Source organism: Palleronia abyssalis (assembly GCF_900302445.1).
Taxonomy (GTDB): domain Bacteria; phylum Pseudomonadota; class Alphaproteobacteria; order Rhodobacterales; family Rhodobacteraceae; genus Palleronia; species Palleronia abyssalis.
This window is the reverse complement of sequence record NZ_ONZF01000019.1, coordinates 1-26812: the sequence shown is the minus strand read 5'-3', so window position 1 is coordinate 26812 and position 26812 is coordinate 1. Positions and strand designations below refer to the sequence as shown.

The following is a 26812-nucleotide window of genomic DNA, read 5'->3' as shown; positions in this document are numbered from 1 at the left end:
GGCGGAAAGGTGCGTCTGCAACGATCCATAGAGCGGTCACATCATCAACGCCTAGCCACGCGCCGTTCTAGCGGGCTTCTTGAGCGAACACCGCTAAAGTATGCGGCAGTCTGATGACGTGCCTTCCGCAGGCAAGAAGCTTGAAGAAATTCCTTGCAATGAGCAGGACTTTGCGATGCGCTAGTAAAACGCTTTACTAAGGGGCGACATGGCAAATCTCAGCGACGTAGCGAAGAAAGCGGGCGTTTCGGTCACGACCGTCTCACGCTTTCTGAACGGGTCGCTCTCCCTGCCGGACGCGCGGGCGCATCAAATCCGGACCGCTGTGGATGAACTGCGGTACGTGCCCAATCCACACGCGCGGCGCCTTTCGCGGGGTCGCTCCGATGCAATCGGACTCGTCGTCCCGGACATCGCTGGGCCTTTCTTTGCCCGCCTCGTCGCAGCGGTCGAGGAGGAGGCCGACCGGCTTGGCCTGGGGCTGGTCCTTCATGCAACGCTGAACCGACCCGCTCGGGAGCTGCGCTACCTCGACTCTCTCCGGATGCGACATCTCGACGGAATGATCTTCGTGACCAACCGCGCGGCGGACAGCGCCCTTCTCGCCGCGGTCAGATCCTGCCAGCATCTCGTGCTGCTCGACGAAGACGTTCCCGGCGCGAAGGTGCCAAAGGTTTTCTGCGACAACGAGGCCGGGGGGCGCATGGCCGGCGGCTATCTCGCGGCGATGGGGCACCGATCCGTGCTGTTCGTGGGCGGCGAGGCCGATATGGTCTCGGGGCGGCGCCGCTACCGGGGGTTCGAGCAGGAAATGCACCGCGTCTCGGATGGGCCGGTACGGATCGAACGGGTTCTGGGGCGCTATATCCCGGAAACCGGGCGCGATGCCGCACGCCGTTTTCTTGAAATGGCCCCCCGCCCGACGGCGATCTTCGCCACTTCGGACGAAATGCTCATCGGCCTGATCGAAGTGCTGCGCGACGCGCTGGTCACTATTCCGGACGACGTCTCGCTGCTGGGGTTCGACGACATCGGGCCCCTTCACCTGTTCGCCCCGCCCATTACCGCCATCCGCCAGCCGGTACGCGATCTCGGGAGGCGCGCTCTCGGCGTGCTACTCGAGACCTTGAAAACTGAAACCGGGGAAGCCGCTCCGACAGAAGAACTGCTCCCCGTCACCTTGATCGAGCGGGCTTCCGTCGCCCCGCCGACCACACGACTCAAAGCGACGGCCAACAGGAAGGACATGACATGATCATTAACCACAAAGCACGTCACCTGGCTCTGGCGCTGGCCAGTGCCACCGCCCTGAGTTCCACCGCGGTCTTTGCGCAGGACGAGCCAAGGACATTCGCCCTCGTCCAGATCAACCAGCAAGCCCTCTTCTTCAACGAGATGAACCGGGGCGCGCAAGAAGCGGCCGATGAACTCGGCGTCGAGCTCGTGATCTTCAACGCTAACAACGAAGCTTTCCAGCAGAACTCGGCGATCGAGACCTACATCACCCAAGGAGTCGACGGCATCGCGGTGGTTGCCATCGACGTGAACGGGATCATGCCGGCCGTGGAGCAGGCGGACGCGGCAGGAATCCCAGTGGTCGCCATCGACGCGATCCTGCCCGAGGGGCCGCAGGCGGCTCAGATTGGCGTCGACAACGCCCAGGCCGGTGCCGATCTGGCAGCCTATATCGGCGAAAACATGGAGAGCGATGAGCTTTCGGTCGGGGTCGTCGGCGCGCTGAACTCATACATACAGAACGTGCGCCGCGACGGCTTCGTCGAGAACCGGCCAGAGGGGGTCAGCGTCGTGAACACCGTGGATGGCCAGAACATCCAGGACGTCGCGCTGAACGCATCAGAGAACCTGCTGACGGCGAATCCCGGCATGAATGCGATCTATGGCACGGGGGAACCGGCGCTGATGGGGGCGATCGCCGCCGTCACCTCGCAGGGGCGTCAGGACGATATTTCGATCTACGGCTGGGACCTGACGGAACAGGTCATCCAAGGGATCGACGAGGGCTATGTCGAGGCGGTGGTCCAGCAGGACCCGGCCGAGATGGGCGCCGAAGCCATCCGTGCCTTGAACACCCTGGCCGATGGCGACGAAGTCGAGGGCGAGATCTCGGTGCCCGTGACCATCGTCACACAGGACAATGTCGACGACTTCCGGTCCCTGTTCGAATGACAGCGACCGATACCAATACCCGCATCGCGTCGGAGGGGGGGGTGCCCCCCTCCGACGGCACGCCGCTCATGTCCCTTCGGGGCATCCGCAAAACCTTCGGCTCGCACCAAGCGCTACGAGGCGTGGATCTCGACATCTTCGCAGGCGAGTGCGTCGGCCTGATCGGCGACAACGCGGCCGGGAAAAGCACGCTGTCGAAGATCATCGCCGGTACGCATATTCCCGACGGAGGTCGCATCTTGCTCGGTGACGAGCCGGTCAGCTTTCAGTCCCCCGCCGACGCCCGCGCCCGCCATATCGAGATGGTCTATCAGGACCTCAGCCTGTGCGATCATATCGACGTCGTCGGCAACCTGTTTCTCGGCAGAGAGATGACGAAGGGGCCGTTCCTCGACCAGGAACGTATGATCAAACAGGCCGAGGAGATGCTGGCCCGGCTCGAAATCCGCATCCCGCGCCTCACCGCAAAGGTCGAGAAGCTTTCGGGCGGTCAGCGCCAGGCCATCGCCATCGCCCGTGCCGCCAGCTTCGAGCCGGACATCCTCATCATGGACGAGCCGACCTCGGCGCTTGCCGTGGCCGAGGTCGAAGCGGTTCTCGAACTCATTAACCGCGTCAAAGAGCGCGGCGTCGGCGTGATCCTCGTCACTCACCGGATGCAGGACCTGTTTCGCGTCTGCGACCGGATCGCCGTCATGTATGAAGGCACCAAGGTCGCCGAGCGACGGACCGAGGAGACGAACCTCCAGGAACTCGTCGATCTCATCGTCGGAAAGGGAGGACACTGATGTCCACGACCTACACCGAGCGCGTCGCGGGCTCGGCCACGCGGGACTTCGTGAGCGAATACGCCCAGGTCCTGTCGATCGCGACCTTCTTCATCGTGTGCCTGGTTTTCTTCGGCGCCATGACCGACGTCTTTCTGAGCGCGACCAATCTGCTGAACGTCGTGCGGCAAGCCGCGCCGATCCTCGTCGTGGCGGTGGCGATGACCATGGTCATCACGACAGCGGGCATCGACCTGTCGGTCGGAAGTCAGGTCGCCTTCGTCAATGCGCTGGCGGCGATCACCATCTCTGCCGGGGTACCGTGGCCCGTGGCGATCGTGCTGATGCTCGGCGTCGGCGCGCTGATCGGCGGCGTGCAGGGGTGGTTCGTCTCCTACCAAGGGATCCCGGCGTTCATTGTCACCCTGGCGGGGCTGTCGATCTACCGGGGTGCAGCGCTTCTCCTAACCGAAGGCTATTCGATCCCGATCCGGGGTGCGGACGGTTTCCTATGGCTGGGCCGCGGCACCTTGCTGGGCGTTCCCGTACCGGCGCTCATCGCGATCCTCGTGGTGATCGCGGGCTTCGTCGTCATGTGGCGCACCCCCTATGGCCGCCAGATCATCGCGTGCGGGTCCAATTTTGAGGCTGCGCGGCGGGTTGGCATGCCTGCGCGGCGGGTCGTCAGCTCGGTCTATGTGCTCGCCGGGGTTGCCAGCGCGCTTGCGGCGCTTCTCCTAGCCGCGCGGCTCGGGTCCGGGTCGTCCAACGCGGCGCAGGGGTTCGAGCTGCAGGTGATCGCCGGAGTGGTTCTGGGGGGCACATCGCTCATGGGGGGCAAGACCTCCATGATCGGGACCGTGCTCGGGACGCTGACCATCGCGGTGATCGGCAACGGGCTCATCCTCATGCATGTTTCCCCGTTCTTTACGCAGATTGTCACCGGCGTGATCATCCTCGTCGCGATCTGGATGAACACCCGCCTCTTCACGGGGACCTGGAAGATCGGAAAAGGGGGCGTCCAATGAGTGAGCGTTCGCAGGCACATACCGCGTCGGGCCTCGTGATGACGGTGGACGGCCCCCTGCCCGCGTCCGACATGGGTGTGACGCTGATGCACGAGCACCTGCAGAACGACTGCCGGTGCTGGTGGAATCCGCCGCAGTCCGAGGATCGGCAGTACCTCGCAGAGGGCCCTGTTCGGATCGAGATCCTTTCGGAGCTGCGTCAGGACCCGTTCGTCAACCGGCACAACATCGCGCTCGACGACCTCGATTTGGCCGTTGAGGAACTGGAGGATTTCGCCCGCCTCGGCGGACGGACCGTAGTCGATCCGACTTGCCGCGGCATCGGCCGAGACCCCGCCGCGCTGCGCCGGATCTCGGCCCGGACGGGCCTGCAGATCGTGATGGGTGCGGGTTACTATCTCGCCTCGTCGATGCCCGATGCCGTCGGCGCAAAATCTGCCGATCACATCGCCGACGAAATTGTGCAGGAGGCCTTGGTCGGCGTCGACGGCACGGATGCGCGCATCGGACTCATCGGGGAGATCGGCGTCTCGGGCGATTTTCTAGAGATCGAGGAGCAGTCTCTGAGGGGCGCGGCGCGGGCACAGGTGCGGACTGGATTGCCGCTGATGGTTCACCTGCCAGGCTGGTTCCGCCACGCCCACAAGGTGCTCGACCTCGTCGAGGCCGAGGGTGCCGATATCCACCACACGGTTCTGTGCCACATGAACCCCTCGTTCGACGACGTGGCCTACCAGACCGAACTGGCCGAGCGAGGTGCCTTCCTCGAGTTCGACATGATCGGAATGGATTTCTTCTACGCTGATCAAGGGGTGCAAAGCCCCTCTGACGACCAGGTCGCCGCCGCCATCATTAGACTGGCAGAAAAGGGCCATCTCGACCGGCTTCTGCTGTCGCAGGACGTCTTCATCAAGATGATGCTGACCCGGTATGGCGGCAACGGATATGCCTTTGTCTTGCGCCATTTCCTGCCGCGGCTCGAACGCCACGGGATGCCGCGCGAAGACGCCATGCGCATGCTTACGCACAACGCCCGCAGCGTATTTGACTCCACGATCTCCTGAAAGGACCACAAATCATGACTATCAAGGCTCTCCTCGTGGGAGAAAGCTGGGTCACGTCGGAAACCCACTACAAGGGCTTCGACCAGTTCGGCAGCGTTCATTTCCATCTCGGCGCGCAGCCCATGGTGGATGCGCTAGAAGGCAGCGAGGTCGAGCTGGACTGGATGACCGCCCATGATGCGGCGGAGAAATTCCCCTTCGACCGCGCCGGACTCGATGACTACGACGTGTTAATCCTGTCGGATATCGGCTCGAACACGTTCCTGCTGCCGCCCGACGTCTGGCTGCGCTCGAAGCCGGTGCCCAATCGGTTGAACCTCATTCGCGACTGGGTCGCCGACGGGGGCAACCTGTTGATGGTTGGAGGCTATTTCAGCTTCCAGGGCATCGACGGCCGCGCAAGGTGGCGGCATACCCCGGTCGAGGATGCTTTGCCGGTGCGTTGCCTACCCTGGGACGATCGGGTGGAGATTCCAGAGGGTGCACACCTCGAGGCTGTCGCAAAAGATCACCCCGTTCTTTCGGGTTTTCCGGGCGGCGAGTGGCCGCTGCTTCTCGGTGTGAACGAGGTGGAACCGAAAGAGAACTCCACCGTGGTCGCGCGTCTGCCCGCGCACCAAGGGGGGCATCCGCTCATCGTGACGGGCAATTACGGCAAGGGCCGCAGCGCCGTTTGGACCAGCGACCTCGGCCCACATTGGCTGCCGCCCGATTTCTGCGAGTGGTCCGGCTATCCGGTGCTCTGGCGGAATCTGTTCTCCTGGCTCACGGCGCGATGACTGTCGACGCCTTAGAGCAGGGTGCGCATTTCGGTTGCAGTGGGAAAAGCCGCAACCGTGCCGGACCGCGAGACGGTGATCGCGGCCGCCGCCGCAGCGGTGTGCAGCGCATCACCATCAAGCGTCCGGCGCCCGCGCAAGATCGACGAGGCTAGAGCAACCGCCATGAAGCAGTCACCCGCCCCGGTCGTATCCACGATCTCGACCGGAACCGCCGCGAACGCCTGGTCCTCCTTAAGATCGCTGAGCGAGGATCCCGCCCCGCCCAGCGTGGTCACTACCTGCCCCACGCCCGCCTTCAAGAGCGTCCCAGCCCCCTCCAGCGCCTCGGCCTCCCCTTGATTGACGAAGACCACGTCCAGCAGGGGCCACAATGCGGCGTAACCCGGTTGCAGAGGCGAAGGATTGAGCGCGGTGATCATGCCTCGCGCCTTTGCCGCCCTCAAAAGAGCCTCAGTCGTTTGGATGGACAAATTGCCCTGCAGGATGACCCAGTCGCCCTCGGCGCCATCGGACAGAGCAGGAATGGCCATGTCCGCCGTCAGCGCCAATGCCGCCTCGCGCGTGGTGACGATCGTGTTGTCACCGTCGTCCGAGCGCATGATGATCGAGGTGTCCGTTGCCACGCCATCGAGGTCGATCCGATGGCGGCGGATCGGTTCGGCATCAAGCGCGGCGCGCAGCGTCATCCCGCGTGCGTCATTTCCGATCGGCGCTGCCAACACTGTGGATACGCCCGACCTGCCCAGCATGACGGCCTGGTTAGCTCCCTTGCCACCCAGACCGCGCGGTCCCGTCCGTCCGAAGATCGATTGACCGGGCTCGGGAAAGACATCGACTTCGAAGGTCTCGTCCAGAGCGGCGTTTCCGATAACTAAGGCACGCAAAATCAATTCCTTGCTTCTCAGACGAAAGGCGATCCATGACCGTCATATCCAGCAGAACCTCCGGCGCAATAGAGGATATCTTCGGCCGCCAGAAGGCCCTGATCGGGATGATCCACTGTCCCCCGTTTCCCGGCGCGCCGCGCTATAGCGGGGCCTCGCTCGACGAGATTTGCGAGATCTGCTTGCGTGACGCCGACCGGCTGATCGAGAACGGGATGCACGGGCTCATCGTCGAAAACCACGGTGACATCCCCTTCTCCAAGCCGGAGGATATTGGCCCGGAGACATCCGCCTTCCTTGCCGTGGTGACGCGGCGGATCCTCGATCGCTTCGACGTGCCAGTTGGCATCAACGTTCTGGCCAATGCGCCGATCCCGGCCTTCGCGGCCGCCGCGGCCTCGGGCGCGAGCTTCATCCGCGTGAACCAGTGGGCGAACGCCTATGTCGCAAACGAAGGGTTCATGGAAGGGCGCGCGGCGGAAGCGACGCGCTACCGGGCGGCGTTGCGGGCCGAACATATTCGCGTCTTCGCCGATGCCCACGTCAAGCACGGCGCGCACGCGATCACCGCCGATCGCACGATCGTCGAACTGACCCGCGATCTTGCCTTTTTCGACGCCGATTGCGTGATTGCGACGGGACAACGGACAGGCAACAGCGCCACGACCGAGGAGATCTCTGAAATCGCGGGCGCAACACATTTACCGCTCTTGGTGGGGTCGGGCGTGACCGAAGAAAACGTGGTGCCGATTTTGGGCCTGACGAACGGGGTGATCGTCGCATCCTCACTGAAAGAAGACGGTGTTTGGTGGAATCCGGTCGAGGCTGCCCGCGTGAAGCACTTCGTCTCCCGCGCAGCCGAGGGTCTGTGATGTCCGAGGCGCTATCCGAGCGTTGCCTGCGCGAAAACCGTCTGTCGTTCGATCGTATGGTGGATCACAGGTTCGTCCGCGACATCGGGTCGGATTCCCTGCAGCCCGGCGTGTTCGACACATACCTGCAGATCGAAGGGGCGTTCGTCTCGACTGCCATCTCGATCTTCGCCTTCGCGACCACGAAGGCCACTGATATTGGCGACCGCCGCCGGCTCATTGCGGTACAGGATGCGCTTGTGAACGTGCAGATCCCGTATTTTGAGGACGTTCTTGCCCGCCGCCAGGTCACGAGCGCCGGACGGGCGTCGAAGGACCCTCGCACCGGGGCCTTCGACCGCGGAATGTACCGCATCGCTTCAGAGGACAGTTTGCCAGAGATCCTCGCTGCGATGTTCGCGGCGGAGTGGATGTACATGACATGGTGTAACCGGGTCAGCGCCAGAATGATAAGCGATCCTGACATCCGTGGGTGGGTCGACATGCACACGTCCAGCGAGTTCGTTGAGCAGGCGTGTTGGCTCAAAGACAGGCTCGATACGGCCGGGGAAACGATGTCCGAGATAGAAGCCGCAGCATGTTCCCGAATTTTTGGGCATGTACAGGAGCTGGAATATGAGTTCCATGATGTGCCCTACGAGCTAAGCTGGTGACCGCGGCTTCAGGGCATACTTCTGCGGCGCGTTTCAGGTCGTTCATGTGCCCCCAGCGACAGCCGCAAATCCGAGATATTCGTGATGACAGATGACGAGTTCAGTCTGAAGAACTCGCAAAAGGCCCGTCCCTGGAGTTTGGGCAAACGGGGCTTTCCCACGAGATCGGCCGCGGACCGCCCTTTCCCGCCTGTTGGCTAGTCCCCCTGTTGCTCCCTGTGTTCCAACGCCACAGCCAGCAAGCGGCGGATCATTTCCGGCCGGGTGGGCACATCCTCTTGTTTGCGGCGTACATCGTCTATGGCTCGGAGCATGTCTTCCGGTACGCGTACCAGCACTGGCGTCGTATCGGCTTGCGGCCTTCCGCGCGATTTCATGATATTTTCCTCTTGACGTTTGATATCGAGAAATCATATAAGTCGTGCAGACGCAAGAGTTGGTACCTCTTACGCCTGCACTGACCACAACGATCTGTAAGGAGATCATCATGGCTACCTATTCCCCTAGCACCGGTGCGCCTGCCGGCGGAAGCGACGATCGCGCGTTCTACGCGAATGCCGCGGCGTTCGACGTCCTGCTCGACGCGCTTCACGCCGCCATCCATGCCGAGGCGCTCGTCGGTCCCGATCCGTTCGATCCCGCACTGGCAGGCCTTGCGCGGGACGCATCCGACGCCTGGGCGACGTGCGATGACATTGCCACCCGGTTCCTCGACCGCGCTGGCCTCCGCCCCGATCACGTGATGGCGGCGGAACATGTCCTCGACGTCGTGCGCAGCGACGGGATCGGCGAGGTGCACGCCTTCATCCTGCCGGCCGCCTTGCAGTGGGCCGCCCTGCGCTGCGCGCGTCAGCGCGACCTGCCCTCCGCCATCCTGTCGCGGCAGCTGAGCCATACGGGCTCCGTCCTGCGCCTGATCATCGAAGAGGCCCGGACCGCGGACGGCGAGACCGTTGCGCGCGGCGATCCAAGCGATCTGCCGCCGGTGGCCTGATCTCCCCGCCACGATCCTTGATGCCACGCCGGTTCGGGCCCGATCCGGCCCGTCGTGGCACGCCGTCCCCTGCCCTCATCACGCTCTGATCCATTCGAGGAGCCCCCGTATTCGTTCATACGCCCCCTCTTCCCTCTCTCGCTGACGGCCCCGCCGTCTGTCTGTCCTCCTCTTCCGTGCCCAGGGGTTTTCGCCCGAAGCCCACCCGGCACGGGGTCGAGATCACTCCCCGCACCGATGACAGGTATCGGCGGCTGATCCGGTATCGCCCTTGCGTCCGGGTCCGCCGGAAGCGCCAGCGCACCGTTCTCGGTCATCGGCTTCAAGGCCCGTCCCGGCATCCGCGTACGTCGCGGAGGCGCCGGGTGCCGGATCGCGCCGGGATCAATCGGTCCCGCCCCCCTTAGGCATTCCGCCTTCTAGACCACCCCCACCCAACAGGTCGCCATCCTCTCGCGCACGCCCGTGCGCGCGCCCGACCGGCTGCGCCTAGCCCCGGGCCCCGCCCCGTGCGCGCCCCGGCATCGCTTTCCCTGCCCCTCATTCAAAGGACCCTACTCATGTGCAATGCCACGCCCCACATGCCCGCCGCGGCACCCGCCTTCCCCACCACGATCCACGCGCACTGGGCCGCCGCGGCCCGGAAGAAAGGGTTCGAAGTGACCCGGCGCGTCGCGGATCGATACCACCTCATGCTGCGCTGCGCGGCGTGCGGCCTCGAGCACAAGTCCAGGCTCTACGTGCTGACCAGCGCGCAGCCGGACTGTCCGCACTGCATCGAAGCCCGGTGGCGCGATGCGGCCGAACGTGCCGGCCTCGCCTGGATCGGCCGTGATCCCACCGATCGCCATTATGCCTATTACCGTGCCTCCTGCGGCCATGTCCTGCACCGCCAGTTCACGTTCGTGGACCGCGTTGCCAACGGCGAATGCCGCCACCGCTGCGAGCCGTGCCAGGTGGCACGGGAAGAGGCCGAAGCGCAGGCGCGGGGCTGGCAGCGTCTCGGTCCCGACCCTGCCGGGCGGATCAACCATCGCCTCTACCGGCACAGCTGCGGCCACGAGCAGGCCATCGCCCGCGTGAACATGCATTCCGGGCGGTTCAACTGCGCCGCCTGCGGCACGGGATGGGCCTCGGCGCCCAGCTATATCTACTGCATGCGCTTCGAGCCGGAAGGGCATGCGCCGCTGGTAAAGCTCGGCTTCTCGCGCGATCCCGTCTCCCGTCTGAACCACCAGCTGAAGCGCCGCCGTGACCTGCAGGGGACCATCCTGCGCAGCGTGCCGATGTCGAACGGCCACGCGGCGCTGTGCGAAGAAAAACGCCTGCACGCGCATCTTCACAATGCGCATCCAGACGCCATCGTGCCGCGCGACGTCTATCGCCGGTGGCTCCGGATCAAATCCGAGATCTACGACGCGGAGCTGGAGCCGGTGATCCTCGCGATGCTGGACCGTCTCACCGCCCCCGGCAGCGATCCGGACTGATCTCCACCGCCCGATACCGTCATCACGTCGGCATCGGGCGACAGCGCCGTCGTCGCGCGACCGCCGGTTTGCGCCTCCGCAACCCGAACGTCTTCCCCTTCCCCTTTCTCGAACAGAGCCCGGCGGGACACCGTCCGGGCCCAGGAGATGCCCATGCCCATTGATATCGATATCCAGGCCATCGTCACCGCAGCCCTGCGTCGTCATCTCGAAGACGACCGCCCCGACACCGACGGGGACGCCGGGTTCTTTCATCTGGCGGATGTCGCGCCCGGCAAGACGGTCCCGATCCGCGACAACGCGGGTCCGCAGGACAGCCAGAAGGTCGACCGGCGTCGCCCGGGCCTCGTCGCGGCCTTCTCCCGGCCGGAGCTTCGCACGCCCCGCGCCGCCGAGCTGACCCCGGACGAGATCGCGGGCTGCCTCGCCCGCGGCGAAGACCCCTGGGCCGACGCGGAGGACCAGGCTGCCGAACGGGAGGCGCAGGCGCTCGACCGGCGCGTTCCGCTCCTGGCCCGCGCCGCGGCCGGTCTCGCCGCCCCCGCCATCCGCGACGCGCTGGCCGCGCCGGGCGGGGCCGTTCTCGTCGAGGGGTTCGACGGGAGCCTGTTCCCGACGCTGAGCAAGCTCGTCCAGGACGATGTGTTGCCGGCCCTGGGGGAGGCCGACCCGAGGTTCGTTGGTTTCGAGCCAACGGTTGATTTCACCACCCCGCCGGGCAGCCATGGCAGCAAGCAGAAGCTCTTTCCCGAAGGCACCTTCGCCGCCCTCGGGCGCGGGGAAACCTGCATCCTGGTCGGATCGGCGGATCACCTTCCTGCCGAGGCCGACCTCTTCATCGCCGCGCGGATCGCCCTGCCCCCGATCGACGCCGCGATCGTGCTCGCGATGCTCCGGGCAAGCCATTCCCGGACCGGGCTGGTCGCCGAGGATGCGATCCGGGATCGCCTCCCGCTTGACGCCGATCTCGCCCGGCTGCCCGATCTCGCGCTCCTCGCCGCCTTCCGGGCGCCGACAACGCTGGCGGTGGCCGAGAGCCTCGCCCGGTTCGCCACGCGCCTTCCCGCCCCGGCAGGTTCGGCGCCGCGCATCACCCTCGATGACGTGGTAGGGCTGCCGGCCGAGACGCGGGGGCCGCTCGATGCCGTCGTGGCCGATCTGCGCGGCTGGCAGCAGGGCGCGGTCGCGTGGCAGGACGTGCCGGCGAGCGTCCTGCTCTTCGGCCCCCCGGGGACCGGCAAGACGCGCCTTGCCCGGGCCGTGGCCGGGGAGCTCGGCTGTCCGGTGATCGAGACCTCCTATGCCGAATGGCAGGCCGAGGATGCCGCGCATCTCGGCACGACGCTGAAGGCGATGAGGGCCAGCTTCGACGCGGCGCGGGATGCGGCGCCCTGCGTCCTCTTCGTGGACGAGCTCGACAGCTTCCCGGCACGGCAGGTGAGCGATCATCACAACACTCGGTACGACACCAAGGTCGTGAACGGCCTCTTGGCCGAGATGAACCGGCTGCCCGGGATGGAGGGCGTGGTCTTCCTCGGTGCGACCAACCATCCGGCCGCCGTCGATCCGGCCATCCTGAGATCGGGCCGTCTGGACACGAAGATTCACGTCCCGCCGCCGGATCGCGCGGGTCTTGCCGCCATCCTCCGCTTCTACCTGCGGGACGCTTCCATTCCGGAACAGGTCATCGCAGACGTCGCCGGCCAGCTTCTTGGCCTGACCGGCGCGGATGTCGAGACCGTCGTCAAGCGCGCCCGATCTCTGGCGCGAATGTCAAGGACGGAGATGTCCGGACATCACCTTCGTACCGCCGCCGACGCGGTGGCCGAGCCTGAGGACGCCGCGCGGCTCCGGCGCATCGCCGTCCACGAGGCCGGCCATGCGATCGCGGCACGGGCGCTCGGCATGACGGTGGGCTGCGTGACGATCGGGATGTCGGGAGGGCAGACCCCGACCCGGGGCCTGCCCTACATGACCCCGAACACCGCCCGCGATCAACTCACCGTCATGCTGGCCGGACGGGCGGCCGAAGACCTGATCTTCGGCGACGTGACCTCCGGCGGCGGCCGGGGGCCCGGCAGCGATCTTGCCAACGCCACCACCCTGGCCGTGCAAATGCATCACCAATGGGGCTTCGCGGGCACTCTCGCCCGCATTCCGGACAGCGGGGTCGCGGATATCCTTCGGCTCCCCGCCCGTGACCGCCGCGCGATCGAGGCCCTGATCCAGGCCGCGGCGGCCCGGGCGACCGGCCTCCTGCGGGACCGCAGGCCGGAGCTCGCCGCCCTGGCCGATCAGCTGGTCCGCGAACGGGAGGTCGACCTGGAAGCCGAGATTTCCCAGACGAAACCGGAGCGGCAGGCCGACGGCAATGGCCCGACTGGCGGGGTGCGACGCCCAGGAAGCCGCTCGGACGGCGTTCCAGGCCGGTCGGCCTGAAGCGCCGTCGACCTGGCGCCCGTCCCGGTCACGGACCGGCGATCCCATGAGCGCCGGCGCCGCATAGGTCAGGGGACGGATCGGCCCCGAGGTCTTCCTGTGTCCGGAGCTCGTCGACCAGGGTCGCGTAGACCGTCGAGAATGCCGCGTCCTTCGCGCCCTCCAGGATGCCCTGGCGATCCACGAGGAAGATATCGCCATCGAGGCGAACCTGCAGGGCGCCCGGCCCGATTCCGGGTCGCGGCAGGATCCGGATATTGCTGTCCGGAAAAGCGGCGCGCAGGTCCCGGCGGACGTATCGCCACCAGGTCAATCGTCGAGCGGGGCCATCATCTCCGACAGGAGCCTCTCGATGTTCCGGTTCATCGACGCCATGTCGGCGGTCATTCGGTCCAGGCGTCGATCGATCCGCTCCTGGGCTGGAATCGTCTTCACCGCTTCTCGAAGGTCGCCGGCGATCCGCTGCAGTTCGAGGTGAATGCGCTCGTTCGAGGTGGCGAACGCCTGGATCGTCTCGGCGAGGTCCGTGTCGGATTTCTTCTCCAGGACCTGCGTCAGGAGCGAGATCAGGTGTTCGATCTGAGCCCGGTGGGGAAGGCTGGAGGGGGGAACGGGGGGTTGGGACATGGATGGCTTCCAGTGTTGCGATGATATCATGAAGAACGGGACGCGAGGGCGTCATCAGATCGATGAGATGCCGCAGGCCGAGGCTGCCCTGCAGGGCCCGGGCCAGTCCGGACACCAGCTGCGCAAGCTTTCGGCGCAGCTTCGGGCGCTCGAGCATTTGCCGCGGGTTCCGGTACCGTGGGTGGCATTCCGGAAGAACGACGGACGGCGATGCGAGTATCCGGTCCCATGCGGGTTCCGCGCACGGGTCGATATGCAGGCCTTTCGCATTGGCCTGCGCCCGTTTGCGCCATGCCGCCGACAGACGCTGGGGCGCGGTGTCGAGCGGGACATTGCGTGTCAGGGTCTCGGGCGTTTCCCCGGTGATGAGGGACCCGGAGAGTTCAAGGGGTCTCTTGCCGGTGCCCGCGCGGGGCTCGAGGACCAGGGTCTTCGAACTGCGACGGGCAACCCGGTAGCCCACGTCATCGAGGAGGAAGGCCCCCGCCCCGAGAACCTCGTCGATGCTGTCGTAGAAATGCGACAGGATCTTGAGCTGGCTGAAGAGAAAGGGGACCGGGTCGCTCTCGTCGAAGCCTTCCCTGGCCCGGTGGGCTTCTGCACAGCGTTTCTCGACCCAGTTCTCGCTCTTCAGGCGCACCTGCATGGCCGGATCGCGGGGATCCCGGAACCCGAAGGCGCGGATCACCATATCGCCGGCGGCGTCGAGGTCGTTCCGGCTGCCCATCATGGGCGGATGCGGGTTGAAGTTCCGCACCTGGCCTGTGCGGTTGATGATGGCCCGCGGCATCGCGAAATTGACCTCCAGGCGGCCCGTATGGGTATGGGTCCCGACGAAGAACGGAAGCCTGCTCCTGTCCGGGATCCCGGCGTGGAAGAGCGCGTCGAAGATCTCGATGCTCGACGCGATCATCGCGCGCAGTTCCGGGTCTCCGCGGTTGAACGCGGCCACGTCGATCTCGTCGGGCCCGAAGGTCAGCGTGGCGGCCCGGTAGACGGTCTTCGACCGCAAGGCCCGGACAGCCGCCTGGAACCTCTCGGGATCGCCGAGAAGGAGTTCCGGTATGGGGTCGCGTTCGAGCACCGCCCGGCGCGACCCCACCACCTTCTCGACGGACGTGCCCATGAGGTAATCCGACGGCTGGGTGGCGCTCCGCGCCTGGTAGGGCGACCATCCGAGGATCATCGTGTGGACCCCTCGAACATCGCGCGTAGCTTTCCGATATCTGCGATGAGGCGATCCGCCGTCGCCAGGTTTGACGCCGCCGTGATCGGCGCGGTATCCTTGGACTGATCGGCAGCGATCTGTTCGACAGCGGCGACCGCCCGTTCGGTCAGGTTCAGGACGAGCGGGTCGGTCCGCTGGGTGAACCGCGCGCCCTTCCGGAGACTGCACTGCAGGACGAACTGCGAAACGGACAGACCGGCCTCGCGCGCCGCGGCTTCGATCGCGGCCTTCTCCTCGGGATCGAGACGGATCTTCATGACTGGCTTGGTGCTCGGCATCGTCATCTCTCGCAGGTGGGCCCACCGCGGGGGCCTTGATCACCACGAAGATCGACGATCGTTATGAAAACACAAAGCACCGATGAGTCCGGATAAGGCTCGATCGGAGCAACGCCCGTTCCTTCCGGGTCGGCACGACCGAGCCACCTTCGAAGGGGGGGCAGCGCGACCGCCCGTATCTGCCATGCATGATGGCACCGATCCGGTTCGGGACTCGGCGCCAGCCGGGGTGGTTAGGTCGAACCCTAGAAGATGCAGCGCTGCCCATAGGCTCCCTGCCTTCCGCCGGGACTTGCAGGGGCAACGGCTGAGATCGTATGCGTTCTACCTTCGTTCCAACCCGGGTTTTGCCACGAGTAGGGTGCCGGGGGGCGCGGAGCTTCGGGATCGGGTGGCGCCGGAACAGGCAGCAGGGCGGCGCTGCTCGACCCCGACAGGCAGACGCAGCGGTTTATCTGACCAGCGGAGCGTAACGGTCGGTAACACCCTGCGTTACAGATATTCTACGAGCAAAATCATAACATTACGCGGTAAACTCGGGATGCGTTACGGTGTTACGCTTCTACAGAGTGTTTTGTGTGTGCGTGTGCGTGCGCGCGTATGTGTGCGTGCGCGTGTGTGTACGTGTATATATATTTATCTATCTCTACCGTAACACATATATAGATATATACTAAGCACCTGATAAGAAACGATTTTATCTATGTTACAGGTGCGATACATCGGTGTTACGGGCGTTACAAGACTGATTTGAAAGGATTTTTTTGTTTGACGAGCCCGGGATTTTGGTCTGTTTCCCGCGAAATCACCCGTTTTATCTCTACAGAAGCACCACAAATCCCTGTTTTATGACGTGAAAACAAAGGTGTAACGGAGAAAAACTTTATCCGGCAGATTCAGGGTAAGCACCCGATTGAAGCCGCCTGCCTGCCTTCGGGCGCAGATCTTATACTCCGTCGTTAACGACGTCGTATCGGGCGGAGAGAGATATGCGGCATGAGGTGATCATCGGTGTCGAGCGGCGCAGGCGTTGGTCCGACGAGCAAAAGCTCGGCGTTCTCATGGAGGTCGGTGTCGCGGGGGCGACCGTGGCGGACGTCGCGCGGCGCCACGACCTGACACGTCAGCACATCTACCAGTGGCGTCGCGAACTTCGGCGGAAGGGGATGTGGCCGCGGTCCGAAGGAGCCGTGTTCCTGCCGGTCGAGCATGTCGTGGAGGAGCCGAGCCGGACTTCCCGTGCGGGGCACGGGGAGGACCTCCGGGTCGAGATCGTCCTGGGGAATGGCCGGACCTTGCGTTGGAGCGGGCAGGTCGAGGATGACGCTCTCGTCCGGCTGATCCGCCTCGTCGAGGCGGCATGATCGGGCCGGGCACGGGGGTCCGGGTCTACCTTGCCTGCGGAGTCACCGACATGAGGAAGGGCATCGCGGGGCTTTCGGCCATGGCGCAGGATGTCCTGCGCCAGAAGCCCGCGAGCGGCGCGGTCTTCGCGTTCCGGGGGCGCCGGGGCGATCGGCTGAAGCTCCTCTACTGGGATGGCCAGGGGTTCTGCCTCTACTACAAGGTGCTCGAACGTGGCCGCTTCCCGTGGCCGACCGCCGAGGCCGGCGTGGCCCGACTGACGTCTGCGCAAATGGCGATGCTGTGGGAGGGGATCGACTGGAGACGCCCGGACTGGGGTGCGCCGCCAGCGCGGGTGGGATGATTTATCACCCCGAACCCCTTGTTTTGTTGGCTATATGCGGCGCGTTATGGTATCTGTCGTCATGTCCAATAGTGCCGACAGCCTCACCGATGACCCCACCGTTCTGAAGGCGATGATCGCCGCCCTTCAGGCGGAGAATGCCCGGATATCGGCCACGCTCCAGGCCCACGAGCAGCTGGTCCAAGCACTGCGTCTGCGGATCGCCAGGCTCCAGAAGCAAGCCTTCGGCAAGTCCTCGGAGAAGATTGAACGGGAGATCGCGCAGCTCGAGCTGGCGCTGGAGGACCTGCTGATCGCCGCGGCCGAGCAGCAGCGCAACGAGCCAGCCGACGAAGAGGATGCCCACCCCGCTACTACCGAGGCGAAGTCGCGTCGCAGGCCGCGGGTGTCGGACGAGACCCCACGGGAGCGCCGCGAACTGGATCCCGGCACCTGCTGCCCCGAGTGCGGCGGCGACCTGCGCGTGGTGGGGGAAGACGTCAGCGAGCTACTCGACATGATTGCCGCGCAGATGAAGGTCGTTCAGATCGCGCGGGTGAAGAAGTCATGCCGCCGGTGCGAACGCATCGTGCAAGCCGCTGCCCCGAGCCGTCCCATCCCCGGCAGCATGGCTGGTCCGGGCCTGTTGGCGCAGGTTCTGGTCTCCAAGTTCGATGACCACCTTCCGCTTTACCGCCAGAGCGAGATCTACGCCCGCATGGGCGCCGACATCCCTGACAGCACGCTCCTGAACTGGTGCGGTGGGGCCATGAAGGTGCTCGCTCCGATCATCGAGAGGATCGAGGCGGAGGTCATGGCTGCCCCCGTGCTCCATGCAGACGACACGCCGATCCGCGTGCTGGATCGGTCCCGCCGCGACCGCGGTCTCGGCAAGGGGATCAAGCAAGGCCGGGTCTGGGCTTACGTGTCGGACCAGAGGCCATGGGCCGGCGCGGCGCCGCCGGGCGTGGTCTATCGCTTCTCACCGGACAGGAAGGGCGAGCATCCGCGTCGGCATCTGCACGGTAGCAGCGGTATCCTTCAGGCGGATGCCTACGCAGGCTTCGGCCAGCTCTACGAGCGACGCGCTGACGGCAGCAGCCAGTTCCGCGAGGCGGCCTGTTGGGCGCATCTGCGCCGTGACTTCCACGATGTCTGGGAGGCCACGAAGTCCGAGATCGCGCGAAAGGCGCTCGACCGGATCGGGAAGATCTACGACGTCGAGCGTAAGATCGCCGGCCAACCCGCCGAGCTGCGCAAGGCCGCACGGGAGCAGCACTCCCGCCCCCAGGTCGACGCCTTCAAGGCATGGGCCGAGGCACAGCTGGCGCGCATCCCGGGCAAGGGCGATCTCGCAAAGGCCTTCCGCTACGGGCTCTCCCGCTGGCCGTCATTCGAACTGTTCCTCGAGGACGGGCGCATTGGGATCGATAACAACCCGGCCGAGCGTGCCATGCGCCCGATCGGCGTTGGCCGCCGCAACTGGCTCTTCGCCGGGTCCGACAGCGGCGGGGAAACCCTCGCCCGGGCCATGACCCTGATCGAGACGGCGAAGATGAGCGGCTTGGACCCGCAAGCCTGGCTCGCTGATGTCCTCGACCGCATCCATGATCACAAGATCAACCGCCTCGACGAGCTTCTCCCTTGGAACTGGAAGGCCGAGGACTGAACTGCGGTCTCAATCGGGTGGTTACGATTCAGGGGGAATCCAGAGACCCGAGCATTCTGGGCGTGAGCATCGCATCGAAGCCCCTCGGCGAACGGAATACCCCCGGGAAATTCTTGCAATGTCGCTCAGAGTTCCTGAGAGAGGGCGCAGGGGCGCGTGTTTGGTGTTTTATGGGGGGTAACCTAGGTAGTGATGGATAGCCATTCAGCGGGCCGCTCAGCGCCTCTGGGGGCGTGGGGCTTTGTTCAGGCAATCATTTTCAAGGACGGCGTTTCACTTCCAGGTCGATACCCGACAGCCAGGTAAATGAGGTCCCGGCCTGTCCTGTAGTTGATGGCAGGCCCGCCCTACGAGCTGAATGGGGCAGCCGCACTGCGCGTCAAACGTCCTTGCAGAATGCCTCGTAGAGTGCAGCCATCAGGACCTCGAGATCCGGGTCGCTGATCCTGTAGTGGATCGTCTGGCTCTCCCTGCGGGTGTCGACCATGCCAGACTCTCGCAGCTTGGCGAGGTGCTGGCTCAGGGCCGACTGGCTGAGCCCGACGGCCGTCTGAAGCGAACCGACTGACCGCTCGCCCTTCACGAGCTCGCACAGGATCAAGAGTCGCTTTGCATTCGCGACAAGCGCCAACCGGCCAGCCACGTAGTCGGCACGCTCCTGGAGGGCGGCGACGGACTTGTCTGCATCCAGCTTCATTACATTAGACTTGCCTGATTTAGGTGTTACTTATATTTAGCCGACTAGCCCGCCGGATGCAAGCGCGTGGCTTCAGAATGGAGATACATAATGGAGATGGAGCTGCAAACGGCCTTCACGCCCTGGGCCTCGCTCGGCGGTGGGGTCCTGATCGGTCTCAGCGCGGTCATGGTGATGGGCCTGTTCGGACGGATCGCGGGGATCTCGGGGATCACGAAGGGGTTCCTTAGCACGCTCCTGCCGACACCCGGCACGCCGCGCGACCGGGACTGGCGGCTGGCCTTCCTGCTGGGCCTGGTGGCGTCGCCGCTGGCGCTAATGCTGGTCGGCGGCACGGCCACCCAGAGCGTGCCCACGAACCTCTTCGGCATGGCCGTGGCCGGGCTGCTCGTGGGCCTCGGCACGGCGCTTGGCTCCGGCTGCACGTCCGGCCATGGCGTCTGCGGCCTTGCGCGGCTGTCCGTCCGCTCGCTCGCCGCAGTCGTGACCTTCATGGCCGCCGGTTTCGTTACGGTCTTCGTCCTGCGCCATTTTCTGGGAGGTGCATGATGACGCGCATCGCTTTCGGTTTCCTCAGCGGCCTCGTCTTCGGGCTAGGCCTCGTGATCTCGGGCATGTCGAACCCGGCAAAGGTCCTGAACTTCCTCGACCTCGCCGGCGCCTGGGACCCCAGCCTTGCCTTCGTCATGGGCGGCGCGACAGTGACCGCCTTCATCGGCTACCGCCTCGTGTGGCGGCGGACGGCTCCCGCGCTGGAGAGGACGTTCGACGTCCCGACAAGCACCCGGATCGACCGGCCGCTGATCATCGGCGCGGCACTCTTCGGCACCGGGTGGGGGATCGGCGGCTTCTGCCCCGGTCCCGCGTGGACAGCGCTGCCGCTCCTCGCCCCCGGCACGCTGGTCTTCGTGCCCGCGCTGCTCGCCGGACTCTGGCTTGGCGCCCGCGGCAAGTCCCTCAACATCTTCGCACCAAAAGGAGCAACCCAATGAGCCCTTCAAAGCTGCAACAGCGGTTCGTGCGCCATTCCGCCTCAAGGGGGCCGGGCAGTCCCGATGTCTGGGGTATCTATGAGCCAGATACCGGCTCGATCCAGTATATCTGCGCCGATCCAGCCACGAAGAAGGCCGCGCTCATTGATGTCGCCTGGAACTTCGACCCGAAGAATTACCGCTTCTCGACCGAGAGCATGGACCAGGTGCTGGACCTCGTGCGGGAGAATGGCCTGTCAGTGGAATGGGTGCTCGACACCCACCCCCACGCTGACCATGTCATGGCCTCCGCGCACCTGAAGGAGCGCACCGGCGCGCCTACTGCGATCGGCGACAAGGTCCATGACATCGCAGCTCTCTGGGAAGAGATCTACAACATGCACGGCGTCTTCGATCCGGAGCGGGACTTCGACCGGCTCTTCGCGGAGGGCGAGACCTTCCGGATCGGCGAGCTGGATGTGCGCGTGATGCTGTCGCCCGGGCACACGCTGGGCTCGATCACCTATGTCTGTGGCAATGCTGCGTTCACCCACGACACGCTCATGCAGCCCGACGTGGGCACGGCGCGTGCCGACTTCCCGGGCGGGAACACCGCGCAACTCTGGGACTCGATCCAGGACATCCTCGCGCTGCCTGCCGACACGCGCCTCTTCGTCGGGCACGATTATGGGGCCGAAGGCCGTGATGAGCCGATGTGGGAGGCCACTGTGGCCGAGCACAAGGCCGAGAACCCGCACGTCAAGGATGGCACCCGCCGGGAGGACTGGATCAAGCGTCGCGACGAGCGGGATGCGACTCTGCCACTGCCCGCCCGCATCCTGGCGGCGCTCCAGATCAACCTCCGGGGCGGTCGCCTGCCGCCGGCCGAGGATGATGGCCGCGCCTACCTCAAACTTCCCGTCAACCGCTTCTAAGGAGAAAAGCCAATGACCATGACCATGAAAGATCTTGTTTCCGACGCCCGCAGCCGCGTCGACGCGGTCTCCCCGGAGGAGGCAGAGGAAGCAATGCGCAATGGCGACCTGATCCTCGACGTGCGCGAGCCGGTCGAACTGGAGAAGGACGGGCGCATCGCGGGTGCGCTGCACATCCCGCGCGGCATTCTCAAGACGCGGGCGGATGCAACGGCGCAGACCGCCGAAGCGCGGCTTACCGAGACCCAAAGCTGTGGACGTGTGCATGTTCTCTGTGCCTCGGGTGGCCGCGCCACCCTGGCCGCGGACACGTTGCGGCGGATGGGCTACGAGGCCGATCTCATCGAAGGCGGACTCGGCGGGTGGAAATCCGCCGGCCTTTCGGTCGAAAGCTGATCATGGGCAGGCTGGCTGGATACCTTCCCGTCCTCGACTGGGGGCGCCGCTACGACCGGCAGGCGCTGCTGAGCGACGGGATAGCGGCATTGATCGTGACGAACATGCTGATCCCGCAATCGCTGGCCTATGCGATGCTGGCCGGCCTGCCGCCCATCGTCGGACTTTACGCCTCGATCCTGCCGCTGGTCGCCTATGCGATCTTCGGTACCAGTCGCACCCTCGCCGTCGGCCCGGTGGCCGTGGTCTCGCTACTGACCGCGACAGCCGCCGGCGCGGCGGCGACGCCCGGAAGCGCGGAATACGTTGCGGCCGCCATCACCCTCGCGCTGCTCTCGGGCCTGATCCTCTTCGCCATGGGGATCTTCCGGCTGGGCTTCGTGGCGAACCTGCTGTCCCACCCGGTCATCTCCGGATTCATTACGGCCTCGGGCCTCCTGATCGCCGCCAGCCAGTTGAAGCACATTCTCGGGGTCGAGGCTGGTGGTCACACGGTGATCGAACTGGGCAGGTCCCTCCTTCCGGCTCTCCCGGAGACCAACGTCCCGACGCTTGTCATCGGCGGCGCAGCGACGGCCTTTCTCTTCTGGTCACGGTCGAAGCTGAAGCTGACGTTCGAGCGCCTCGGCCTGCCGTCCGGCGCGGCCACGCTTCTGGCGCGCACCGGTCCCGTGCTCGCGGTCGTGGTCTCGATACTGGCGGTCGTCGGATTTGACCTCGAAGCGCAGGGCGTTGCGGTCGTGGGTCACGTGCCGCAGGGGCTCCCGCCTCTTTCTCTGCCGCCGCTCGATCCTGCGCTCTGGAGCACGCTCCTGCCGGCCGCCTTCCTCATCTCGATCATCGGCTTCGCCGAATCCGTCTCGATCGCCCAGACGCTTGCGGCTAAGCGTCGGCAGTCGATCCGGCCCGACCAGGAGATGATTGGCCTTGGCATGTCGAACCTGGCAGCAGCCTTCTCCGGCGGCTATCCCGTCACCGGCGGCTTCGCCCGCTCGGTCGTGAACTTTGACGCCGGCGCCGAGACACCAGCCGCCGGTGCCTACACGGCTGTGGGTATTGCGCTTGCGTCGATGTTTCTCACTCCGCTGATCTTTCACCTGCCACTCGCCGTGCTGGCGGCAACGATCATCGTCGCCGTCCTGAGCCTTGTCGATCTGGGCGCCCTGCGCCGTACCTGGCGCTACTCGCGGTTCGACTTCGCAGCGATGGCCGCCACGATCGTCATGACGCTGACCGCGGGTGTGGAAGCCGGCATCATTACTGGCGTCGCGCTGTCGCTGCTCCTGCATCTGTGGCGCAGCTCGCGGCCCCATATTGCTGAGATCGGACAAGTACCCGGCACCCGGCACTACCGTAACATCCTGCGGCACGATGTGCTTCGATCGGAGAACGTCATGTCCCTGAGGATCGACGAAAGCATCTGGTTCGGTAATGCACGTGCTGTCGAGAACGTGATCCAACGGTCGGCGGCGGACCGGCCCCGCCTGCGGCACTTGGTACTGAATTGCGCCGCGGTGAACCTTATCGACGCAAGCGCCTTGGAAAGCCTGGAACTGGTGACCCACCGCCTCGCCGACCAAGGAGTCGACTTGCATCTCTCGGAGGTGAAGGGCCCGGTGATGGACCGATTGGCGAAGTCTTCGTTCTTGGAAGGACTGACGGGAACCGTGTTCCTTTCTCACCACGCGGCGATGAAATTGTTGGCTCCGGACCTTACGGAGACGGCCGATCGCGCGGATCAGCCCGCCATGGATGCGACCAAGCCGTTTCCCGAGCGTGGGTCCGCCACCGCATGATCCAGCAGCGCCAATAACCGTCGATATTGGTGAGCAATGCCGCTTCTCATTCAACGCGTGACGACCGAAGAAGCCTGGTACATGGCGGTTCGGGACAGTCCCGGGCTCTCTAGCTGTTCCTTCACCTCCTCTGCCAGCTTCATCGGGTCGAACGGTTTGGCAATGATCCCGATCGCGCCGAGCCTCATGAGATCGTCCACCATGTGGCTCTGCGCCATGGCGGTCATGAAGATGACCGGCACGTCAGCTGTTAGCGGGTGATCGCGCAAAGCCAGCCATAGGCTGGGGCCATCCATACCGGGCATCATCACATCGATGAGGCAAAGTTCCGGCGCGAAGTCGGAAACCCTGTCGAGGGCTTCGGCCCCGGACGCGGCCGATAGCACTTCGAATGCGGGATCGAGGCGCAGCGCCAGCTCGGCAATCTCGCGGATATCCGCATCGTCATCGACATGCAGGACCCTCATGGCCGGTCTTTCATACGTCGTGAACCGATGGCGCCTGGTCTCATTCAGCCGTCATTGTGTGGGAGGACCCGCTGGCCGGTTTCTTTGCAAGTATGGCCGCGGCGGTTTTGGCCACCTCCGCTTCCTTCACACGTGATTTCGTCATGACACTTGCAACGTTCCGCGCGATCTCCGTATCGATGTCATATGCCGAGAACACGAGGATCGGCGTCGTCGGCGCAATTTCCTTTACAAGCTGTTCCCCGGGTCCGTCCGGAAGCTCGAGATCAAGAAGGACCAGGTCGAAGTCGCGCGCTGCGATACAGGCCCGCGCTTCCGCCAGGGTAGCTGCCGACGTCATCCTGACATTCTCCCCCAAGTGTTGCTGGAAGATCTCGTGCAGGAACGTGTCGTCTTCCACATAGAGAATGTGCCACTCGGCTTGAGGTGGCGATAAGACCGCATCCAACGCGGCGCGCAAAGAAACCTCATTCAGGGGCTTCGCAAGCCGGGCGGCCGGCTCTGCGAATGATCCACACCCCACCGCCCGGTCTTCGGACGCGACAATGATAGGTATGTCCTTCGGCTGCTCGTCCGCCCCGAGGCGATCCAGAATAGCCATTGGGGCTACCGTGCCCGCATCGAGGACCAGGGCTGCGTACTGGCGGCGGGATGCAAGGTCGCAGGCCGCCTCGGCAGTGCGGGTGATATCGACAAGCAGTGGAATGCTTTCGATCGTGACCATGACCGTCCGGATCAGATCGCTATCGTTGCTGCAGACCAGCACGCACCTATCGGCGGCGGCAGCGTCCGTCGCGGCATCGATCGGGATTTGCGACGCCACCGCGGGCAGATCGACATGGAAGGTCGCCCCGTGCCCCCGACCGACTCGAACCAGATCGTCCCATCCATCGCCTCGATCAGCGCCTGGCTGATATTGAGGCCGAGGCCGGTCCCGCCGATGCTTCGCGTGTTCGACTTTTCGTGCTGGCTGAACGGCTCGAAGATGCGATCGGCGAACTCGACCGGAATGCCGGGTCCTTCGTCGGCCACCGAGATCCGGAGCTTGCCGTCGACATGGCGGATCGAGAGCCTGACCGTTCCCTCCTCCGGCGAGAACTTGATCGCGTTCGACAGGAGGTTCGCAAGCACCTGGCCAAGCCGTCCGGGATCGACCCTCCCCTCGCCCGCCGGTGCGTGATCCTCCAGGGTGAAAACCAGGTTCTTCTCGGGCGCGTAATTCGCCGCCAAGGCAAGCGCGTCCTCGACATGTGACCGGATCTGCTGCCGCTCCATCGCCATGCTCATCCGCCCCGACCGGATCTTCTGCACGTCGAGAATGTCGTTGATCAGGAGGACAAGCCGTTCCGCGTTGCGATTGGCAATGTCCAGCAGGCCCGAGACGTTTGCGGGCAACTGCGCCGCGGCGCCGCCGCCAAGGACGAGGCCAAGCGATCCCCGGATCGACGTCAACGGGGTCCTGAGCTCATGGCTGACGGTCGAGATGAACTCGTCCTTCAGCTTCTCGGATATCTTCCGCCCGGTGATAACGACGATGGAGCCATCCCAGATGCATCGACCGTTCCGGTCCCTGCGAATGCCGGCATGGATGTAAATCCACGTCTCGTTGCCGCTGGACGCCGTGCATTCCAGCTCGTAGCTCCACGCGTTGAACCCCGCCTCGGACACGCGCAGCTTGTCGTCGATCACCTCGGCGACCGGACCGTCGGCGATCGTGTCGATCCTTCGGAAATCTTCGAGAAGATCGCGCGGTCGGAGTTCGATGATCTTCTGGGCGGCCTTCGAGACATGGGTGAACCGCGGGGCGCCATCTTCATCGCGGACGATCTGGAACAGCGCGACCGGCGCGTGTTCCGACATCGCGTCGATCTGTGCCTGCGTGTCCTCGCGAGCCCTGATCGCATGGGCCCGATCGAGGTCGCGAACCAGCATGAAGCCCATCAGCAGGGTCGCGGCGAAGTTCGTCGGCGCCAGAAGCCCGTTGGCCGTGAGGAAGACCGCCCACGGGGCGCTGCTGGCCATCAGAAGGATCAGGGTCGGGACGGTCCCGGCGACGGTCGCCTGGATCAGGACGTACCGGACGTTCGGTCGTTCCTTGCGAACGCGGAACCACCAGTACCACGCAAGTCCGGCGGCAAGACCGACGCCCAGAATGTACATCGCACCCGGAGCAGCCCCCACCCCGCCATACGCCAACCTCAGCAGTGCAAGGCACGGGGCCGTGATGGCGACGGCCACCGGGCCGCCGAATGCCGCGGAGAGGACCACCACGGCCCCGCGGGGATCGGTTCGTATACCCGGCACGACCTCGACGGCGTTCTCCATCACCAGAACGCCGATGAGCGTGAACAGCGCCCCGAGCAGAAGCCCGCCAAGCCAGAACCGGTCCGAGAAGCGGCCGTGGATCGTACTTGCGGCGAGGACCGAAAGCAGCACGACCGAGCCGCCCTCGACCATCGTGACGATGTTCTGCACGAACGTTCTCCTACCAAGATCCGACCTGGATCAGAGTAACGTTAGCGAGATTGCCATAAGATATGGTAAAGAGTTGGCTTGCAGTCTCACGTCGCCGGCTCGACCCCTGTGCCGCACAACTTCGGCAGGAGCTGCTCGGGTTGCTCAGGCCTTCGTCGTTCAATGCGACCAATTTTGCTTTCACGCTAACGGTAGGCGACCTGCCTCTTTCGCAAACCGGCGTTTGCAATAGCCGTCATTCGCCGCCCTGCGCTTGGGGGCTGTAGTGCGGATAGGAACTGCCACGGCCATTCCTTGCTGGCTGGTCTTGCCCCCGTTTCAGCGGACACTCAGGCGGTTGCGGTTTGAGCTGCGATGAACTCGCGAGGCGAACGCATCTTCAGCCCTGAGTGCGGGTGGTTGTCGTTGTAGTCCTCGAACCACCCGGCG

At 64.9% G+C, this 26812-nt stretch carries 27 protein-coding genes; 19 read left to right on the top strand and 8 right to left on the bottom strand.

Annotation, left to right across the window (positions count from 1 at the left end; translation table 11 throughout):
• Window positions 1-208 precede the first annotated feature (208 nt).
• Genes PAA8504_RS20975 through PAA8504_RS20950 form a run of 6 tightly spaced genes read left to right on the top strand, consistent with a single transcriptional unit; the run spans window position 209 to window position 5825 of the window.
• Window positions 209-1255 carry a LacI family DNA-binding transcriptional regulator gene (locus PAA8504_RS20975; RefSeq protein WP_108896087.1) on the top strand — a complete coding sequence of 349 codons (1047 nt, stop codon included), beginning with the start codon at window positions 209-211 and terminating at the stop codon, window positions 1253-1255.
• Window positions 1252-2187: a substrate-binding domain-containing protein gene (locus PAA8504_RS20970; RefSeq protein ID WP_108896086.1), complete on the top strand. Its 936-nt coding sequence runs from the start codon at window positions 1252-1254 to the stop codon at window positions 2185-2187. The genes PAA8504_RS20975 and PAA8504_RS20970 overlap by 4 nt, the downstream gene beginning before the upstream one ends.
• Window positions 2184-2975: an ATP-binding cassette domain-containing protein gene (locus tag PAA8504_RS20965; RefSeq protein ID WP_108896085.1), complete on the top strand. Its 792-nt coding sequence runs from the start codon at window positions 2184-2186 to the stop codon at window positions 2973-2975. The genes PAA8504_RS20970 and PAA8504_RS20965 overlap by 4 nt, the downstream gene beginning before the upstream one ends.
• Entirely contained in the window at window positions 2975-3982 is a 1008-nt protein-coding gene (locus PAA8504_RS20960; protein ID WP_108896084.1) for an ABC transporter permease, read from the top strand. Before PAA8504_RS20965 ends, PAA8504_RS20960 begins: the two co-directional genes overlap by 1 nt.
• Complete coding sequence (locus PAA8504_RS20955) at window positions 3979-5046, top strand: phosphotriesterase family protein (protein WP_108896083.1); 1068 nt, start codon at window positions 3979-3981, stop codon at window positions 5044-5046. The genes PAA8504_RS20960 and PAA8504_RS20955 overlap by 4 nt, the downstream gene beginning before the upstream one ends.
• 14 nt (window positions 5047-5060) lie before the next feature.
• A complete protein-coding gene (locus tag PAA8504_RS20950; RefSeq protein WP_108896082.1) occupies window positions 5061-5825 on the top strand; it encodes a glutamine amidotransferase in 765 nt (254 codons plus the stop codon).
• An 11-nt stretch (window positions 5826-5836) separates the two neighbouring features.
• Here PAA8504_RS20950 and PAA8504_RS20945 read toward each other — a convergent pair whose 3' ends face one another.
• Window positions 5837-6712: a ribokinase gene (locus tag PAA8504_RS20945; protein ID WP_108896081.1), complete on the bottom strand. Its 876-nt coding sequence runs from the start codon at window positions 6710-6712 to the stop codon at window positions 5837-5839.
• A gap of 35 nt (window positions 6713-6747) precedes the next feature.
• On the opposite strand from PAA8504_RS20945, the gene PAA8504_RS20940 reads away from it, so the two are divergent.
• From PAA8504_RS20940 to PAA8504_RS20915, 5 genes are all read left to right on the top strand, one after another.
• Window positions 6748-7584, top strand: coding sequence for a BtpA/SgcQ family protein (locus PAA8504_RS20940; RefSeq protein ID WP_108896080.1), 837 nt, complete (start codon window positions 6748-6750; stop codon window positions 7582-7584).
• On the top strand, window positions 7584-8237 hold the full coding sequence (locus tag PAA8504_RS20935; protein WP_108896079.1) for a TenA family protein: 654 nt from the start codon (window positions 7584-7586) through the stop codon (window positions 8235-8237). Before PAA8504_RS20940 ends, PAA8504_RS20935 begins: the two co-directional genes overlap by 1 nt.
• A 487-nt stretch (window positions 8238-8724) precedes the next feature.
• Window positions 8725-9231, top strand: a complete 507-nt coding sequence (locus PAA8504_RS20925; RefSeq protein WP_108896077.1) for a hypothetical protein — start codon at window positions 8725-8727, stop codon at window positions 9229-9231.
• A 560-nt stretch (window positions 9232-9791) separates the two neighbouring features.
• Window positions 9792-10718, top strand: coding sequence for a GIY-YIG nuclease family protein (locus PAA8504_RS20920; protein WP_245897726.1), 927 nt, complete (start codon window positions 9792-9794; stop codon window positions 10716-10718).
• Between the two features lie 153 nt (window positions 10719-10871).
• Window positions 10872-13157, top strand: a complete 2286-nt coding sequence (locus PAA8504_RS20915; RefSeq protein ID WP_108896076.1) for an AAA family ATPase — start codon at window positions 10872-10874, stop codon at window positions 13155-13157.
• Window positions 13158-13185: 28 nt separating this feature from the next.
• Here PAA8504_RS20915 and PAA8504_RS20910 read toward each other — a convergent pair whose 3' ends face one another.
• Both PAA8504_RS20910 and PAA8504_RS20905 read right to left on the bottom strand, forming a co-directional pair.
• Window positions 13186-14970: a hypothetical protein gene (locus PAA8504_RS20910; RefSeq protein WP_108896075.1), complete on the bottom strand. Its 1785-nt coding sequence runs from the start codon at window positions 14968-14970 to the stop codon at window positions 13186-13188.
• The gene (locus PAA8504_RS20905; RefSeq protein ID WP_181375909.1) at window positions 14967-15290 is read right to left on the bottom strand and encodes a plasmid mobilization protein; all 324 of its coding nucleotides are present in this window, start codon (window positions 15288-15290) and stop codon (window positions 14967-14969) included. The genes PAA8504_RS20910 and PAA8504_RS20905 overlap by 4 nt, the downstream gene beginning before the upstream one ends.
• Window positions 15291-16279: 989 nt before the next feature.
• Here PAA8504_RS20905 and tnpA point away from each other — a divergent pair.
• The 3 genes from tnpA (at window position 16280) to tnpC (ending at window position 18646) form a co-directional block, all read left to right on the top strand.
• A complete protein-coding gene (gene tnpA / locus PAA8504_RS20900; protein ID WP_108896073.1) occupies window positions 16280-16654 on the top strand; it encodes an IS66-like element accessory protein TnpA in 375 nt (124 codons plus the stop codon).
• On the top strand, window positions 16651-16998 hold the full coding sequence (gene tnpB / locus PAA8504_RS20895) for an IS66 family insertion sequence element accessory protein TnpB (RefSeq protein ID WP_108896072.1): 348 nt from the start codon (window positions 16651-16653) through the stop codon (window positions 16996-16998). The genes tnpA and tnpB overlap by 4 nt, the downstream gene beginning before the upstream one ends.
• 61 nt (window positions 16999-17059) lie before the next feature.
• On the top strand, window positions 17060-18646 hold the full coding sequence (tnpC, locus tag PAA8504_RS20890) for an IS66 family transposase (RefSeq protein ID WP_108896099.1): 1587 nt from the start codon (window positions 17060-17062) through the stop codon (window positions 18644-18646).
• Window positions 18647-19025: 379 nt separating this feature from the next.
• On the opposite strand, the gene PAA8504_RS20885 is transcribed toward tnpC, so the two are convergent.
• The gene (locus tag PAA8504_RS20885) at window positions 19026-19343 is read right to left on the bottom strand and encodes an ArsR/SmtB family transcription factor (protein WP_108896071.1); all 318 of its coding nucleotides are present in this window, start codon (window positions 19341-19343) and stop codon (window positions 19026-19028) included.
• Window positions 19344-19433: 90 nt separating this feature from the next.
• On the opposite strand from PAA8504_RS20885, the gene PAA8504_RS20880 reads away from it, so the two are divergent.
• Genes PAA8504_RS20880 through PAA8504_RS20860 form a run of 5 tightly spaced genes read left to right on the top strand, consistent with a single transcriptional unit; the run spans window position 19434 to window position 23441 of the window.
• Entirely contained in the window at window positions 19434-19892 is a 459-nt protein-coding gene (locus PAA8504_RS20880) for a YeeE/YedE family protein (RefSeq protein ID WP_108896070.1), read from the top strand.
• Entirely contained in the window at window positions 19892-20335 is a 444-nt protein-coding gene (locus tag PAA8504_RS20875) for a DUF6691 family protein (protein ID WP_108896069.1), read from the top strand. Before PAA8504_RS20880 ends, PAA8504_RS20875 begins: the two co-directional genes overlap by 1 nt.
• Entirely contained in the window at window positions 20332-21249 is a 918-nt protein-coding gene (locus PAA8504_RS20870) for an MBL fold metallo-hydrolase (protein WP_108896068.1), read from the top strand. Before PAA8504_RS20875 ends, PAA8504_RS20870 begins: the two co-directional genes overlap by 4 nt.
• Before the next feature lie 12 nt (window positions 21250-21261).
• Window positions 21262-21645, top strand: a complete 384-nt coding sequence (locus PAA8504_RS20865) for a rhodanese-like domain-containing protein (protein ID WP_219928969.1) — start codon at window positions 21262-21264, stop codon at window positions 21643-21645.
• Between the two features lie 2 nt (window positions 21646-21647).
• Window positions 21648-23441 (top strand): SulP family inorganic anion transporter, encoded by a 1794-nt coding sequence (locus PAA8504_RS20860; RefSeq protein WP_108896067.1) that lies wholly within the window; start codon window positions 21648-21650, stop codon window positions 23439-23441.
• A gap of 50 nt (window positions 23442-23491) precedes the next feature.
• Here PAA8504_RS20860 and PAA8504_RS20855 read toward each other — a convergent pair whose 3' ends face one another.
• The 4 genes from PAA8504_RS20855 to PAA8504_RS22345 form a co-directional block, all read right to left on the bottom strand.
• Window positions 23492-23908 carry a response regulator gene (locus PAA8504_RS20855; RefSeq protein WP_108896066.1) on the bottom strand — a complete coding sequence of 139 codons (417 nt, stop codon included), beginning with the start codon at window positions 23906-23908 and terminating at the stop codon, window positions 23492-23494.
• 40 nt (window positions 23909-23948) lie between these two features.
• Complete coding sequence (locus PAA8504_RS20850; protein ID WP_146190553.1) at window positions 23949-24632, bottom strand: response regulator; 684 nt, start codon at window positions 24630-24632, stop codon at window positions 23949-23951.
• Between the two features lie 11 nt (window positions 24633-24643).
• Window positions 24644-26383 carry a sensor histidine kinase gene (locus PAA8504_RS20845; RefSeq protein WP_108896064.1) on the bottom strand — a complete coding sequence of 580 codons (1740 nt, stop codon included), beginning with the start codon at window positions 26381-26383 and terminating at the stop codon, window positions 24644-24646.
• Between the two features lie 329 nt (window positions 26384-26712).
• On the bottom strand, window positions 26713-26812 hold a 100-nt coding region (locus tag PAA8504_RS22345; protein ID WP_146190509.1), incomplete at its 5' end, for an integrase core domain-containing protein.

Excerpts from the sequence above, each read along its gene's own strand:
- PAA8504_RS20885 (WP_108896071.1), bottom strand. The coding sequence starts at position 19,343 with ATGAAGCTGGATGCAGACAAGTCCGTCGCCGCCCTCCAGGAGCGTGCC.
- PAA8504_RS20970 (WP_108896086.1), top strand. The coding sequence starts at position 1,252 with ATGATCATTAACCACAAAGCACGTCACCTGGCTCTGGCGCTGGCCAGT.
- PAA8504_RS20925 (WP_108896077.1), top strand. The coding sequence starts at position 8,725 with ATGGCTACCTATTCCCCTAGCACCGGTGCGCCTGCCGGCGGAAGCGAC.
- PAA8504_RS20940 (WP_108896080.1), top strand. The coding sequence starts at position 6,748 with ATGACCGTCATATCCAGCAGAACCTCCGGCGCAATAGAGGATATCTTC.
- tnpB (WP_108896072.1), top strand. The coding sequence starts at position 16,651 with ATGATCGGGCCGGGCACGGGGGTCCGGGTCTACCTTGCCTGCGGAGTC.
- tnpC (WP_108896099.1), top strand. The coding sequence starts at position 17,060 with ATGTCCAATAGTGCCGACAGCCTCACCGATGACCCCACCGTTCTGAAG.
- PAA8504_RS20875 (WP_108896069.1), top strand. The coding sequence starts at position 19,892 with ATGACGCGCATCGCTTTCGGTTTCCTCAGCGGCCTCGTCTTCGGGCTA.
- PAA8504_RS20975 (WP_108896087.1), top strand. The coding sequence starts at position 209 with ATGGCAAATCTCAGCGACGTAGCGAAGAAAGCGGGCGTTTCGGTCACG.
- tnpA (WP_108896073.1), top strand. The coding sequence starts at position 16,280 with ATGCGGCATGAGGTGATCATCGGTGTCGAGCGGCGCAGGCGTTGGTCC.
- PAA8504_RS20910 (WP_108896075.1), bottom strand. The coding sequence starts at position 14,970 with ATGATCCTCGGATGGTCGCCCTACCAGGCGCGGAGCGCCACCCAGCCG.
- PAA8504_RS20920 (WP_245897726.1), top strand. The coding sequence starts at position 9,792 with ATGTGCAATGCCACGCCCCACATGCCCGCCGCGGCACCCGCCTTCCCC.
- PAA8504_RS20965 (WP_108896085.1), top strand. The coding sequence starts at position 2,184 with ATGACAGCGACCGATACCAATACCCGCATCGCGTCGGAGGGGGGGGTG.
- PAA8504_RS20955 (WP_108896083.1), top strand. The coding sequence starts at position 3,979 with ATGAGTGAGCGTTCGCAGGCACATACCGCGTCGGGCCTCGTGATGACG.
- PAA8504_RS20870 (WP_108896068.1), top strand. The coding sequence starts at position 20,332 with ATGAGCCCTTCAAAGCTGCAACAGCGGTTCGTGCGCCATTCCGCCTCA.
- PAA8504_RS20855 (WP_108896066.1), bottom strand. The coding sequence starts at position 23,908 with ATGAGGGTCCTGCATGTCGATGACGATGCGGATATCCGCGAGATTGCC.
- PAA8504_RS20960 (WP_108896084.1), top strand. The coding sequence starts at position 2,975 with ATGTCCACGACCTACACCGAGCGCGTCGCGGGCTCGGCCACGCGGGAC.
- PAA8504_RS20865 (WP_219928969.1), top strand. The coding sequence starts at position 21,262 with ATGACCATGACCATGAAAGATCTTGTTTCCGACGCCCGCAGCCGCGTC.
- PAA8504_RS20915 (WP_108896076.1), top strand. The coding sequence starts at position 10,872 with ATGCCCATTGATATCGATATCCAGGCCATCGTCACCGCAGCCCTGCGT.
- PAA8504_RS20850 (WP_146190553.1), bottom strand. The coding sequence starts at position 24,632 with ATGGTCACGATCGAAAGCATTCCACTGCTTGTCGATATCACCCGCACT.
- PAA8504_RS20905 (WP_181375909.1), bottom strand. The coding sequence starts at position 15,290 with ATGCCGAGCACCAAGCCAGTCATGAAGATCCGTCTCGATCCCGAGGAG.
- PAA8504_RS20935 (WP_108896079.1), top strand. The coding sequence starts at position 7,584 with ATGTCCGAGGCGCTATCCGAGCGTTGCCTGCGCGAAAACCGTCTGTCG.
- PAA8504_RS20860 (WP_108896067.1), top strand. The coding sequence starts at position 21,648 with ATGGGCAGGCTGGCTGGATACCTTCCCGTCCTCGACTGGGGGCGCCGC.
- PAA8504_RS20950 (WP_108896082.1), top strand. The coding sequence starts at position 5,061 with ATGACTATCAAGGCTCTCCTCGTGGGAGAAAGCTGGGTCACGTCGGAA.
- PAA8504_RS20880 (WP_108896070.1), top strand. The coding sequence starts at position 19,434 with ATGGAGATGGAGCTGCAAACGGCCTTCACGCCCTGGGCCTCGCTCGGC.